Below are 12,917 nucleotides of genomic sequence, written 5' to 3'. Positions count from 1 at the left end.
CCAAAGCGTTTTTAAACAAGATTTTTAAATAATTTCTTTGTATCATTAGGAACCTGGCGAATCTCTACTTCTATTTTTTCTTCAATTGCTTTTAAATTTTTAATATCTTCATCATCTACCGCTACGGCACGGGAAATTAATTTTTTTCCTTCTGCCATACGCATGCCGCCAACGTTAATGCTTTTGATGTTATCGGCAGCCTCGACAAGGCTTTTCGCATCTTTGGCAGAATCAATGATGACTAGCGCTTTCATTTTGGGGTTGTCCAATTTAGGCAAATCCTTGATCGCTTCCTCAACCGATTTAATATAAAGCTTGGCATTTGGAGGCTTAGCCATCTTCAGCGCCATTTGCTTGGTTTTATCCTTCGCAGCATCATCGTTCGCCACCAGGATAATATTGATGTCATAGTGCTTTGACCAGGCAAAAGCGACCTGCCCATGTAATAATCGATCGTCAATCCTCACCAGTTTAATCATCAGAATTCCATCCTTTCCTGCTCCTCTTCCTCGACAACTTTATTGATATAAACAATTCCTTCTTTTCCTTGAAGGATGCTTTGGTGAATAAGCTGTTCGAGACGGATATCTTCGTTGTTACTTATTAATTCAATAGCCACCGGGAGATTGGTTCCGGTTAGAACGTGGATATTTTCTTTTGTAATCCATTCGGCCATTAAATTAGTAATGCTTCCGCCTAAAATATCTGTGAGCACCACATATTCTGTATTTTCAGCATGCTGGTTAAAAATTTCCTGTAATTGTTTTCTAATGGATTCTGTACTTGTAGCAGGGTCCATTGTAATCGAGTAAATATTCTCTTGCTTTCCCAGTATCATTTCTATGGAATATACAAATGCTTCAGATAGATAGCCGTGTGTTGCAAATATAAAACTTCTCATTCGTTCACCTCCTTCTGCTTTCTATACAGCAAAAATCATGCCAAGATAGTGTGCTTTGGAGGATTTCATTTGTCATATTCATTGATAAGTGCTTTAGAATCGATGTTTGCGGAGATTAGAATTATTTTGTTGATGATTGGAGAAGGGGAGGTGAAATGGGTTTTGTGCAACACTGGAGGGGGAGAGGTTTTGCGGGTCATATTTGGAAAGCAGTACGATACTGAATGTAGTTGATAGTATTTATTCTCAAGAAGGATATACATACCAAGACAGGAGCATGGCTTTATTTTGGGAGTACCAATTAAAAATGGAAAGTTAAAGACTTCACACCAAAGTAAAGGGTTTCTAAAAAAGCAATGAACGCTTTCTTAGAAACCCTTAAATGCTCTGTTTTCTACAGCTATCTAGAGAAGTTCAACGTATTGTACGAGTTATCATGATTTATGAGGAATTTGCTACTTTATTCCGTTGTTCTAGTAGTTTGTGTCGGTAGAGTATCCCAAAAAGAAACATCTTTATTATTAATCGATCCATCTGAAATGGCCCTAACCGTAGCATCCAACGTATTCACTGTTTGTTTTATTAAATAGCCATTACTTTTTTGCCCTAAAATGGCGGACTCATTGAAATGATCCGACATGCCACGCATTTCAAATAACAGGGTAGAGATTCCATATTCAACGGAAATCCCATTTCGGGAAATTGTCTCGGCAGAACCGCCATTATATTTAGCAAGATGGCCCCAACCAGTTGGTTCAATTTTATCAAACACCACAGCACCTAATTGTTTGGATTTATGAACGACTTCGGGATCTGCATTTTCCGTAGTCGGATAAAGGATGGAACCAGACACTAACTCTCCATCACGTTCACTATTAGCTCCCTGATGATGAAGGTCTATCATATAATCAATATCGTAAGCACGTAATACATTATTATGCAGGGCTTGTGTTTCCGGGAAAACTTTATTCACATGATCACGATTTAAATCCTCGCCTGCTGCATTGTATCTTGTTAGATGACGATCTCCGCTGGCAATATAATCATCTAATTCAAAATCTACATCTCCCATTGCTCCATCAGGGTTCAGCATCGGAACGATTAACACATTCACATTATCCAGTACACCTTTTGTTTTACCAGTTCCCAGGTGTTTAATGAACTCAAGCGTTCCTTCTGTTGTCAGCTGCTCATTACCATGCTGTTGTGTTAAGAAAAGAATAGTTGGGTTTTCGGGATTGGAGATGTATTTAACAAGATACAGATCGCGACCTTTCATAGATTGACCAATCACTTCCAATTCCATTTGACTCTGTTTTGTGTCCTGTTTCTTAAGGTAATCAACCATTTCATCATAAGTAGTAAGAATAGAAGTATTAATCGTTTCATTGCCATTGTAATTGGGCCCGTTTCCTACTGCATGGACAGCCGGTGAGGTAAGGGTTGATCCTCCCGCAATAAGTGCCCCTGTAAGACTGAATATGAAGAGCTTTTTGTTTATTTTTTTCATAGGTATCCCTCCCATTTTGTTATATTATCAAATTCGCTGGGAGTAAGTACAAACCCTCTAAAAAACATGAAAATAGAGAATATTATCTATTATTGAACAAGTGGGAGGTATTTTGATAGGGAAGATGGTCACAAGATGTGTGAATGATAGAAAAAGGGTTTATATTAAAATAAAAATAATAAGCAGCAAACACCCCGTCTGTTTGTGAACATAGGCGGGGTGCTGCTCTTAGCTAAAAGATAATTTATTCTACTTCCGCACAACCGGAATCCACATCTCACCAAACACTTTACCGTCACGCTGTCCCATCTCTATAGAAGTATTTGGTCCTCCGACATATTCCACTTCCTGTGCTTCTATCAAAGCTTCGCCAAAAGCCATGCCAGTCAATGTCTCATGCAGGGCTTCAGCAGTTTCCGCTTCTCCTTTAACAACAACATATTCCCCTTTAGGAAATTGAATCACCCTCGTTGCATCAGGTAATGTTTCCTTTGTCATCACACCGGCATAATGCATCATTTTGTTATTGACCGCTTCATTCACAATAAAAATATAGTCATTTTCAGCAACGGTCTTTAATTTATCAAGTGTTCCATCTTCATTGACTTTATTCCAAAAATCAGCCTTTTCTTTATTGATGCCCATGTAATCTGTATAGTCACTCTTCAGTTCTGTTCCAAAACCTAATACAACAAAGCTGTCTTTTTCTTCTAAAGTATAATTAGCCATATTCAAAACCATCCTTTTTTTTAGAAATTGTATCAAATGAGTTGTCTTTTCATTTGATACGTTTATACTAACCTTAAATCATGTCAAAAAATGATACTGTTTAGGAGGATATCATGAAAAAAGTTGAGCGGATTAATACGATCATGCGTTATATCAACAATCGTTCCCGTTTTACCATATCAGAAATCATGCAGGAGTTTAACATCTCCAGATCGACAGCTATTAGAGATATACGGGAAATTGAAGCGATGGGAATGCCGCTTGTCGCTGAAGTAGGAAGGGACGGGGGCTACTTTGTCATGAACAATTCTGTCCTTCCTACTGTCCGCTTTACAGACAATGAGATAAAAGCTCTTTTTCTTGCTTTTATGGCTACGAGAAATCAGCAGCTCCCTTATTTAAAAAGCCGCCAGTCCTTAGCTGAAAAATTGCTTGGCCTTATCTCTGAAAATCAGCAGGATGAGCTGGTTCTTTTAAATCAAATTCTGCTGTTTGAAGGAACCAATCCCAATAATCCTGATCTGCTTGATCTGTCTGACTTGCCTCATCCTATGCTGGAACAGCTTATCGAAAACATTCTTTTAGACAGCTATTTATGGATTACTGTGCAGGAGGGAGAGCAACGCAAGTCCTATCCAATTTGTCTTCTGCACCTTTATCGTGAAAAAAGCCGCTGGCTGATTGAAGGTTTCCACCTGGAAGCGGAAAAGCCGCAAATTATTCCTGTAGATCATCTGACTGATGTTAAACCCTATCCTGTTAAAAATAGAATGAGCAGAAAAAAGATTTTGGAGAAGCAGCGCCGACAGAAAAAAGCTGTTAATCTTGTGCTTGATCTGGGTCCAAAGGCGATTGCTCAGTTTAGGAAGTATCATCCGCTGACTGTTTCTATTTCTTATACTAATCCTTACCAGACTAGTGCCCGTTTAAACACTTTTGTTGATGTGGGGAAGGAGGAGGAGATGAGTGAGATGGTTAGCTGGCTGCTTTTTCTTGGGGAGGATGTTACGGTCAGGGAAGTACCGGGGGAGGTGTTGGAGAAATTACGGGAAAAAGTGAGATTGTATTAGTGAAAAGGGGAATTAAAGTTAATTGCAGCTATACACTATGGTAGGATTAATAAGATGGGTCTCTCCGGATTTAATAAATAAGAAATTATATTATTGAATACATATCTATACCATTTAAATTAGATAGGTTATAGTTAGCGGCTATTACAGCTTTATCGGGTATAATTTACAACAATATGGGGTTAAACATTGTGTAGAATGATAGGACATTTAAATAGATGGCATGTAAGAAAAAAGACAGAAATTTAGTTATCATGAATGCGGGAGGAGAAATAATGACATTGAATTTAAGATATGATCAAGGACGAATTAGAAAATATCATTACTTTATGCTGCTAAGTCTAATTCAAAAATATAAAAAAGTTTCAAGGTCCCAGCTTGCTAAATTAGGTAACGATGCGGGGATGATTGGTGCAGCTTATATTGTTCTCCATAAGATAGGTAAATAAATTTCAGTTTGAAAAACTCAGTTTTCCATTGATTCAAGTTAATCCTTTTCATGCAAAAGGATTAACTTGAATTTGTGAAAAAGGTTTTATTTTGTTAAGATGAAAAATCTTAACCTAACGAACCTTCAATAAACCTTCTGGTAATTTCCTTTGGTCTCGTTATTGCACCGCCAACAACACTCGCATAAGCACCAAGCTCCAGGCAGCGCTTAAACATCTCAGGAGAAATCACATTTCCCTCTGCAATGACAGGAATCTGAACAGCAGCCAGTACATCTTTTAAAAATTGGAAATCATTATGATAGAGCTTTTCCCCGGCTGTCTCTTCCGTATAGCCGTGAAGGGTGGTGGAGATACAGTCAAATCCGAGACGTGCGGCCATTTTGGCATCCTCTACAGTGGCGATATCAGCCATGATTTCAATAGTACTATTTTGTTTTCTGATATACTTTACTAATTCGCTGAGTTCGATATTATTTGGTCTTGGTCTTGCTGTGGCATCCATGGCAATCATTTCACAGCCGCTCGACAAAAGCTCATCAATTTCCTTTGCTGTGGCAGTAATGAAAACAGAGCTGTCGGGGTAGTCTCTTTTAACAATCCCAATAACTGGCAAATCAACTTCTTTTTTGATTTCCACGATATCCTTTTTAGTATTGGCACGAATACCGGCTGCACCGCCTTCTTTTGCAGCCAATGCCATCTTCGACATGATAAAAGAGCTGTGCAATGGTTCGTCAGGCAGTGCTTGACAAGAAACAATTAAACCGTTTTTAACTTGTTCTAACATTTTTAAAGGTCCTCCTTAAAGAATGGAAAAACTGCTCCATATAAAGCAGCATCATTATATAGTTGTGCTATTTTTAATTTTGTCTCTAAAAAATTGTCCGGAAGAAAAATATTTAACCGTTCTTTGAGCAAATCAAGTAAATAATCACCTTGCTTTGAAATTCCTCCGCCTACAATAATGATAGAAGGATCCTTTATCAGAATTATTTGCGCGAGTCCGCTTGCTACTTCTGTGCCCCATCTTTGAATGATGTCGGAGCATTTCTTATTTCCAGAACGCGCCAGTTCAAATGCCTTCTCTGAACCAAATGAATCGCCCAGCTCCTTTTTTAAAGCATTATTTAGAGCAGAGGTGGATGCTCTTGTCTCGTAATTCGATTTTGTCTCCGGATTATATAAAGTATAGCCGATAGAGTCAGCTTTCAAATGGGATCCATCCGTAATCTGGCGGTTATCATAATGGGCGCCGCCGATGCCTGTGCCCAGTGTTAAACAATATACATTATCGGCTCCTTTGCCAGCACCCTTCCAAATTTCTCCCAGCATTGCTGCATTCACATCATTTTCGACATATACCGGGATGTTGAATTTTTTAGTCAGCCGCTCTTTAAATGCTGTTCCTGCGTAATTGGGAATAGTAGGACCTGCATAGATAATTTCTCCTTTATTTCGATCAACAATGCCGGCTGTACTGATACCGATTCCTGTAATCGTGTATTTATTCATTTGTTCGGAAATAATTTCTTCTGCCTGGTAATAGATCGCATCATCTGTATTTACCTTTGTCTCCACCTTGCTTTGAAACGAAAACGAGTGATCCGCATCCATTACGCCAAATTTTATGAAAGTCCCGCCAATATCAATCGATACATAATTCACCTATAACCACCTATACTTTCTTCGTATTATTTATGTGGGTCGTTAATAGACTTTTAGCGCCTTCAACATCATTGCTAATAAGCATATCTATCATTTTTTCGTGTTCATCGCATATTTTCTGAAATTCTTGATAAGTGATATCAATACGTGATGCGGATTCAAAGAAATAGCTGGTAATCATATTTGTCATTTGTATGAACAAAATATTATTTGTAGCCTCTAGCAGCCGCTTATGGAAGTCCATATCAGCTTCCTTAAATGCCTCCTTGCCCGCAGCTTCTCTATTTCGGTTTATTGATTCTTTCATTTCAAGAAGATCTGCCGTATTTCCATTCTTAATAATTTCTTCCATTGCACTGGATTCAAATATGACACGTAAGCTTTGAATATCTTTGAGGTTCCCGCCATTCACCTGCCATAGAAAAAAGAAATTATCAAGCAGTTTTTCAATATTGGATTCATTTAAAAAAGCACCTTGTCCTTGCCGCACTCTGATAACATCTGTATTTTCCAAATAACTTAAAGCTTCTCTTATGACAGAACGGCTCACCCCGAATATCTCCATAAATTTTCTCTCCGTAGGGAGCTTATCGCCTGCTTTAAGATTATTATCGATAATATATTGTTTTACTTCCTGAATGATCGTTTGTTTTAAAGATTTTCTTTCCGATGCATTAATTGGTTCCATTTTCTTTTAACCCTTCCATTTCATAAATATATTCAAAGATAGGTTCAAAATGTACAGACATGATTTTATGGCTGTATTCCAGATTTTTTTTCTTGAGACCTGCAAGTATTTCATTGTGTTCCTGAAAAGATGTTAACAAGTCCTCCTGATTTTGCACTAAATCAATCTTTACAAGTGAAAAATATTCTCGAATAATCTCTGTAAAATTGTAAAAGGTCTTATTGTCGGCTTCTTTGATAAGATGCTGATGAAAAAGCTGGTCATATTTTTTTGTATCTGAACCGTGCTTAATTGCTTGATAATATTCCTGATTCAGTTTTTCCAGGTATTTGAAATCTACATCAATATTTTTTTCAATAATCAGTCTTAAAGCGCCCAGCTCAAGTATTTTTCTTATTTCGACTAATTCTCTGATTTTTACTCCATGAGTATCATAATGATGTTTTAAGATCGTTTTAATGGAACGGAAATTGGAATCTCCAACAAAAACACCACCGCCGGGTTTAATTTTTAGAATACCGATAGACTCTAATGACCTCAAAGCCTCTCTAACTACGGTCCTGCTTACTTGAAGCTTTTCAACAAGCTCTTTTTCCGTTGGCAGTTTATCGTTTTCTGTTAATTTATTTTCAAGAATATAGGCCTTTATCCGATCCATTGTGATTTCTACCAATGATGTTTTTTGAATTGTCATATACACCACTCCTAATAGAATAATCATAACACACGAAGGGAGCAGCGTGAGCAGCAGGGTAAAAGTAGACAGCAATTATTTCAGTAACGGAAAGAACAATCAATCTAAAATCATTGTCAGGTAAAAGCTTTAGCTTATAAAGCGGATACAATAATTGAAATTTACTAAAAATTATCTTGACAATCTGAATAACTCCTTCTATGATGAACATAACAAAATTGGTCTGACCATATTATATATTTGAATAGCTATTTATTTCAATTACTTAGGAGGTATTTTTTATGAAAGGCATATTCTCGGCGTTATTGGTCCCTTTTGACGAACAGGGAAATATAAAAGAAAAAGGTTTAAGGGAGATAGTGAGACAAAATATTGATGTACAACAAGTTGATGGATTGTATGTGAATGGAAGTTCCGGAGAAAACTTTATGCTATCCGTGGAACAAAAGAAATTTATTTTTAAAACAGTCAAAGAGGAAGCAAAATCAGATGTGAAATTAATTGCCCAGGTTGGTTCTATTAATTTAGATGAAGCTGTTGAGCTGGGACAATACGCTACAGAATTAGGGTATGACAGTCTATCTGCGGTGACGCCGTTCTATTATCCATTCAGTTTTGAAGAGGTAAGGGACTATTATGAAACAATTATTGAAAAAACAAACTATAATATGATCATTTATGCCATTCCTTCATTAACGGGTGTCACTATTTCAACGGATCAGTTTGAAGAATTATTCCAAAATGAAAAAGTAATTGGTGTTAAATTTACAGATAGCAATTTATTTCTGCTGGAACGGCTGCGAAATAAGTTTCCAAATAAGCTGATTTATTCCGGTTTTGATGAAATGTTAGTTTACGGAGCAATTTCAGGAGTGGATGGAGCAATCGGAAGCACCTTTAATGTCAATGGCAAACGGGCGAAACAAATTTTTAATCTTTGCCTTCAGGATAAAGTTGCAGATGCTTATGAAATCCAGCATCTTACCAATGATTTAATTGAACAGGTTCTTGATTTAGGTATCTATCAGACTTTAAAAGAAATTTTAAAAGTAAAAGGAATCGATGCAGGAACTACGAAGAAGCCGATGAAAGCCTTTGATGAATCAAAGCGCAGAGAAGTAGTTAAATTAGTGGAGCAATTTCAATTATAGGGGGAAAAGCCGCTTTTTACACGGCTTTTAAATCTAATTTGAAAGCGCTTTATCAATGGGTGCATAAAATCTTATAATTCTGGGAGTGAAATAAGATGGATAAAGTAGGGCTTGGAACATTTAATTGGATGGTGATAATTGTATATTTAATTGCGATGCTGGCAGTAGGGCTTTATTTTACAAAAAGAGCGGGTAAAAATACAGATGAGTTTTTTACAGCCGGCGGGAAAATACCTGCCTGGGCGGCCGGGTTCAGTATCTACGCTACGACATTGAGTGCGATTACGTATATGTCTACACCTGAACAGGCATTTTTGACAGATTGGTCTTATGCAGCAGGGAATCTTGCTATTTTTGCGATTATTCCCATCTTAATCTATTTTTATATCCCGTTTTTCAGAAAATTAAATGTGACGAGTGCTTATGAATATTTAGAGGCAAGATTTGGGGCATCACTAAGAGTAGTAGGGAGTTTACTATTTATTTTGTTCCACATTGGCCGTGTTGCCATTGTCGTTTATTTACCTACACTTGCCATTACCTCGGTTTCAGATATAAATCCGGTATTGGTTGCCTCCATCATTGGCGTCTTATGTATTATTTATACCTTCCTTGGAGGAATGGAAGGAGTAATATGGAGCGATGTTATTCAGGGGATTATCCTGCTTGGGGGAGCAATACTGGTCATTATAATTGGAATAAACTATATAAATGGCGGATTTTCAACTGTGTTCACCGATGCATTGGCGGATGATAAGCTGATAACAACAGAAAATTTTCAGTTCGGCACAGCTGCAGCTGCGATACCTATCATCTTTTTAGGATCAATTTTTAATAATTTGCATCAGTATACAGCTAGCCAAGATGTCGTCCAGCGTTATCAAACAACCAGGTCGATAAACGAAACAAATAAATCACTCTGGACAAACGGAATCCTTGCATTGATTACCATCCCGGTATTTTATGGAATGGGAACGATGTTACACAGTTACTATTCCCATTCAGGAGGTTTGCCGGAAGAAGTAAATACTTCGGCGATTGTCCCTTACTTTATCGTAACAACCCTTCCATCTGGGGTAGCGGGATTATTAATTGCTGCGATATTCGCCGCAGCACAATCAACGATTTCTTCCAGTTTAAATAGTATTTCTGCTTGTGTCATTACAGATTTTAAGCAGCGTTTCTTAGAAAAAGAAAAGAAGGGAAATGATGTATTACTTGCAAGATTGGTAGTTATCATTGCAGGAATATTGGGGATGGCAGCAGCACTCTATTTGGTTTCTACAAATAGGGCAGAAACGTGGAATCTATTTTTAAGTATAACCGGACTATTTGGGGTTCCAATCGCAGCGGTTTTTGCATTAGGAATATTAACAAAACGGGCAAACACACCTGGCGTTTTTATTGGTCTGGGAACAGCAGCTATCGTGGCATATTTTGTTCAAGGTACGGATTTAACGCCATTTGCTGTTAGTATGGTTTCCTTTTTAGTTGCTTTTGTTGCGGGTTACCTGGCAAGTTTTGTATTCTCCAATCGGGGGAAAAATATTAAAGGATTAACTATTTATACAAAAGGCGATGAATATATTCAGCCAATAAGTAAGGCGGAGTGAGATTACAAACACTTCTGTTCATATTGTGATGGGCAGAAGTGTTTTTATGTGTAAAAATTTAAGAGAGTGTCATTTCTGTACAAATAGGTAAGTAGAAAGAAATATATAGCAAGCTGGCAGGCAGAAAATGAACCTATCTTTGCTAATTGCTGAATCTACTTATTTTCTTGCAATTTTTGGGTAATAGAAACATAAATACCTTTATATTCCACCTATTTTTTCAAACTTCACTGTGGTGTATTTGGTCTTACTGTAATAGTAATCTCTGACTATAATAAATCTAAAGGCACATACTAATTCTAAAAAATAGATTGAAGGTGTCGCATAATGGATCAGCGCAGTATGGCAGTTTTGAATCAGTTGTTGAAGCAGGATGGATATATCACCGTTCAAAAACTGGCAGCAATGTTAAATGTATCGCGACGTACCATTTATAGCGATCTCGTTAAAGTCAATGACTGGTTGAGCGAAAATCATTTGGAAGCAGTGAAGCAAGTAAGAGGGCAGGGCTTGTATATCGAACATGAAGCGAAAAAAGCAATCCTGGCAGGTTATTCTGTATCTGATATACCGTATTATGAATTCTCTGCAGCAGAAAGACAGGCATGGATTTATCTTCATTTGACTGGAGCAAATAAGGCATACTTTCTGAAGGATATTCGTGAACTTTTTCAAGTGAGCAGAAATACAGCATTAGAGGATATAAGAAAATTAAAGAATAAACTTAAGCCTTACCAGCTGCACTTATATTCGCAACGTAGAACTGGCTATCATATTGAAGGAAAGGAAAACGATATCAGGAGAGTACTGATTCATTGTTTATCGATTGTTATACCAAAGGAAGGCTGGTATAACTTTCTGACCAATGTATCCAGTGCTGGAGATCAGGCATATAAGCCTTATGCTATTTTGGATCTTTCATGGATGCAGCTGTTAAACCAGCTGTTAAATGAGTATGAGAAGCAATTTATGGTGGAGCTGACGGATGAAGTGTTAACGAATATCGTTGTCTGGTTCTATTTCTTCTTGAAGCGGATTGTCAAAGAAGAATTTGTTGAAGTAGATGCCGTTGAAAAAGAAGTTATTCAAGCAACGGATGAATATAGAGGAGTATGTGCCTTATGTAGTAAGTTATCAGCAGCTTTACAGATAGAAATACCGTTAAATGAGCAGCTTTATTTTTCGAAATACCTGCTAGGTGCCAAAGTGAATTATAATTTTAATCCAGGATTTCAAAGCGAGGAAATGAAAACGCTGATTCAGGTAGTAAAAAAGATGGTTCGTGATTTTCAATTGTATGCAGCGATTGAATTTCGCGATGCTGAACAGATGATGCAAAATCTACTCCTGCACGCGAAGCCTGCATTCTATCGAATGAAATATGGAATTGAAATTGAAAACACGTTACGGGATTCTGTGAAGCGGAATTATCCTGAGGTTTTCCATTTAACGAAAAAGGTTGTGCATCACTTTGAAAATGTTATTGGAAAGCCAATCAATGAAAATGAAATTGCTTTTCTTGCAATGCATTTCGGCGGCTGGCTTCGTAAGGAAGGAGTCCAGCTGGGAAAGACGCAGACAAAGATGCTGATTGTTTGTACGAATGGTTTGGGGACATCCAGATTGCTGGAAAGCCAGCTGAAAGGATTATTCTCTGATGTCAAGATGATTGGTGTTACATCCTTGAGGGAATATGAAAAAATGAATTTGGATGTGGATTTTATAGTTTCAACGATTCCGCTGCCCGACCAGGGTGTGCCTGTTTTTGTTGTTAATCCGGTTTTAGATAACAAGGAAAAAGAGCAGCTGTTAAAAAAAGTGAATATTTTATTCAGTTATTCACAAGAAAATCAGATTTACTCTGTTGAAACGCTGATGGATATTGTGAAAAAGTATGCGGTTGTAGAACATAATGAATTACTTTCTGAAGAGATTCGCAGTTATCTCCAGTCCCCCTTTCATGTTGGCAGTAAAACAGATAAGCCAACTTTAATGGAGCTTTTGCCTTCCGACAGGATTGTATTAAAAAAGCAGGCAGAAGGATGGAAGGAAGCGATCAAACTTGCTTCTGAACCATTGCTGAATCAAGAGTATATTAAGGAAACCTACCTGAATAAAATGATTGAAAATGTGCATCAATCAGGTCCTTATATTATCATATCTGATCAATTTGCACTTCCTCATGCAACCCCTGATGACGGTGTGGTTACAACAGGAATGAGTATGCTTCATCTAGACGAGCCGGTGGATATATTAGGGAAACCAGCAACAATTATTGTTATATTGGCTTCCAAAGATAACGAACAACATTTAAAAGCTTTGTCACAATTAACAAAGCTATTCTCCAATAAGGAGGCAAAGAAAGAAATTATAGCAACGAGAGATAAGCAGGTTATCATGGATTGGATACAGCGCTATTCAACAGAAGCCAATCAGGAGTAAAG

13 protein-coding genes are annotated in these 12,917 nt (G+C 37.4%); 5 read left to right on the top strand and 8 right to left on the bottom strand.

Translation table 11 applies throughout. The annotated features are described in order from the left end of the window. Positions 1-11: 11 nt before the first annotated feature. The 4 genes from FLK20_RS15855 to FLK20_RS15840 form a co-directional block, all read right to left on the bottom strand. Positions 12-479 (bottom strand): PTS sugar transporter subunit IIB, encoded by a 468-nt coding sequence (locus FLK20_RS15855; RefSeq protein WP_227995073.1) that lies wholly within the window; start codon positions 477-479, stop codon positions 12-14. Further along, complete coding sequence (locus tag FLK20_RS15850; protein ID WP_152657571.1) at positions 479-901, bottom strand: PTS sugar transporter subunit IIA; 423 nt, start codon at positions 899-901, stop codon at positions 479-481. Before FLK20_RS15850 ends, FLK20_RS15855 begins: the two co-directional genes overlap by 1 nt. 460 nt (positions 902-1,361) lie before the next feature. Next, the gene (locus FLK20_RS15845) at positions 1,362-2,411 is read right to left on the bottom strand and encodes a M14 family zinc carboxypeptidase (RefSeq protein ID WP_152657570.1); all 1,050 of its coding nucleotides are present in this window, start codon (positions 2,409-2,411) and stop codon (positions 1,362-1,364) included. A gap of 249 nt (positions 2,412-2,660) precedes the next feature. Continuing rightward, a complete protein-coding gene (locus FLK20_RS15840; protein ID WP_152657569.1) occupies positions 2,661-3,140 on the bottom strand; it encodes a GyrI-like domain-containing protein in 480 nt (159 codons plus the stop codon). Between the two features lie 113 nt (positions 3,141-3,253). Here FLK20_RS15840 and FLK20_RS15835 point away from each other — a divergent pair, with 113 nt between their 5' ends. Then, a complete protein-coding gene (locus FLK20_RS15835; RefSeq protein ID WP_152657568.1) occupies positions 3,254-4,210 on the top strand; it encodes a helix-turn-helix transcriptional regulator in 957 nt (318 codons plus the stop codon). A 275-nt stretch (positions 4,211-4,485) separates the two neighbouring features. Beyond that, entirely contained in the window at positions 4,486-4,659 is a 174-nt protein-coding gene (locus FLK20_RS21665; RefSeq protein ID WP_194165641.1) for a hypothetical protein, read from the top strand. Positions 4,660-4,768: 109 nt separating this feature from the next. Here FLK20_RS21665 and FLK20_RS15830 read toward each other — a convergent pair whose 3' ends face one another. Genes FLK20_RS15830 through FLK20_RS15815 form a run of 4 tightly spaced genes read right to left on the bottom strand, consistent with a single transcriptional unit; the run spans position 4,769 to position 7,709 of the window. Beyond that, positions 4,769-5,449, bottom strand: coding sequence for an N-acetylmannosamine-6-phosphate 2-epimerase (locus FLK20_RS15830; RefSeq protein ID WP_152657567.1), 681 nt, complete (start codon positions 5,447-5,449; stop codon positions 4,769-4,771). A 2-nt stretch (positions 5,450-5,451) separates the two neighbouring features. Further along, complete coding sequence (locus tag FLK20_RS15825; protein ID WP_152657566.1) at positions 5,452-6,327, bottom strand: ROK family protein; 876 nt, start codon at positions 6,325-6,327, stop codon at positions 5,452-5,454. Positions 6,328-6,337: 10 nt separating this feature from the next. Continuing rightward, positions 6,338-7,015 (bottom strand): FadR/GntR family transcriptional regulator, encoded by a 678-nt coding sequence (locus FLK20_RS15820; protein ID WP_152657565.1) that lies wholly within the window; start codon positions 7,013-7,015, stop codon positions 6,338-6,340. Next, a complete protein-coding gene (locus tag FLK20_RS15815) occupies positions 7,002-7,709 on the bottom strand; it encodes a FadR/GntR family transcriptional regulator (protein ID WP_152657564.1) in 708 nt (235 codons plus the stop codon). Before FLK20_RS15815 ends, FLK20_RS15820 begins: the two co-directional genes overlap by 14 nt. Before the next feature lie 281 nt (positions 7,710-7,990). On the opposite strand from FLK20_RS15815, the gene FLK20_RS15810 reads away from it, so the two are divergent. From FLK20_RS15810 to FLK20_RS15800, 3 genes are all read left to right on the top strand, one after another. Then, positions 7,991-8,860, top strand: a complete 870-nt coding sequence (locus tag FLK20_RS15810; RefSeq protein ID WP_152657563.1) for an N-acetylneuraminate lyase — start codon at positions 7,991-7,993, stop codon at positions 8,858-8,860. Positions 8,861-8,955: 95 nt separating this feature from the next. After that, positions 8,956-10,473, top strand: a complete 1,518-nt coding sequence (locus tag FLK20_RS15805) for a sodium:solute symporter family protein (RefSeq protein WP_152657562.1) — start codon at positions 8,956-8,958, stop codon at positions 10,471-10,473. A 327-nt stretch (positions 10,474-10,800) separates the two neighbouring features. Beyond that, a complete protein-coding gene (locus FLK20_RS15800) occupies positions 10,801-12,915 on the top strand; it encodes a BglG family transcription antiterminator (RefSeq protein ID WP_152657561.1) in 2,115 nt (704 codons plus the stop codon). The last annotated feature ends 2 nt before the right edge of the window (positions 12,916-12,917 follow it).

Origin of the sequence: Oceanobacillus sp. CFH 90083, from assembly GCF_009389585.1 — a bacterium.
Taxonomy (GTDB): Bacteria; Bacillota; Bacilli; order Bacillales; family Amphibacillaceae; genus Oceanobacillus.
The sequence above is the reverse complement of the archived record's forward strand: the minus strand, read 5'-3'. Positions and strand labels throughout refer to the sequence as shown.

What these genes read in the sequence shown, in the direction of transcription:
- FLK20_RS15830 (WP_152657567.1), bottom strand. Translation starts at nt 5,449, where the DNA reads ATGTTAGAACAAGTTAAAAACGGTTTAATTGTTTCTTGTCAAGCACTG.
- FLK20_RS15855 (WP_227995073.1), bottom strand. Translation starts at nt 479, where the DNA reads ATGATTAAACTGGTGAGGATTGACGATCGATTATTACATGGGCAGGTC.
- FLK20_RS15835 (WP_152657568.1), top strand. Translation starts at nt 3,254, where the DNA reads ATGAAAAAAGTTGAGCGGATTAATACGATCATGCGTTATATCAACAAT.
- FLK20_RS15815 (WP_152657564.1), bottom strand. Translation starts at nt 7,709, where the DNA reads ATGACAATTCAAAAAACATCATTGGTAGAAATCACAATGGATCGGATA.
- FLK20_RS15840 (WP_152657569.1), bottom strand. Translation starts at nt 3,140, where the DNA reads ATGGCTAATTATACTTTAGAAGAAAAAGACAGCTTTGTTGTATTAGGT.
- FLK20_RS15820 (WP_152657565.1), bottom strand. Translation starts at nt 7,015, where the DNA reads ATGGAACCAATTAATGCATCGGAAAGAAAATCTTTAAAACAAACGATC.
- FLK20_RS15800 (WP_152657561.1), top strand. Translation starts at nt 10,801, where the DNA reads ATGGATCAGCGCAGTATGGCAGTTTTGAATCAGTTGTTGAAGCAGGAT.
- FLK20_RS15850 (WP_152657571.1), bottom strand. Translation starts at nt 901, where the DNA reads ATGAGAAGTTTTATATTTGCAACACACGGCTATCTATCTGAAGCATTT.
- FLK20_RS15845 (WP_152657570.1), bottom strand. Translation starts at nt 2,411, where the DNA reads ATGAAAAAAATAAACAAAAAGCTCTTCATATTCAGTCTTACAGGGGCA.
- FLK20_RS15810 (WP_152657563.1), top strand. Translation starts at nt 7,991, where the DNA reads ATGAAAGGCATATTCTCGGCGTTATTGGTCCCTTTTGACGAACAGGGA.
- FLK20_RS15805 (WP_152657562.1), top strand. Translation starts at nt 8,956, where the DNA reads ATGGATAAAGTAGGGCTTGGAACATTTAATTGGATGGTGATAATTGTA.
- FLK20_RS21665 (WP_194165641.1), top strand. Translation starts at nt 4,486, where the DNA reads ATGACATTGAATTTAAGATATGATCAAGGACGAATTAGAAAATATCAT.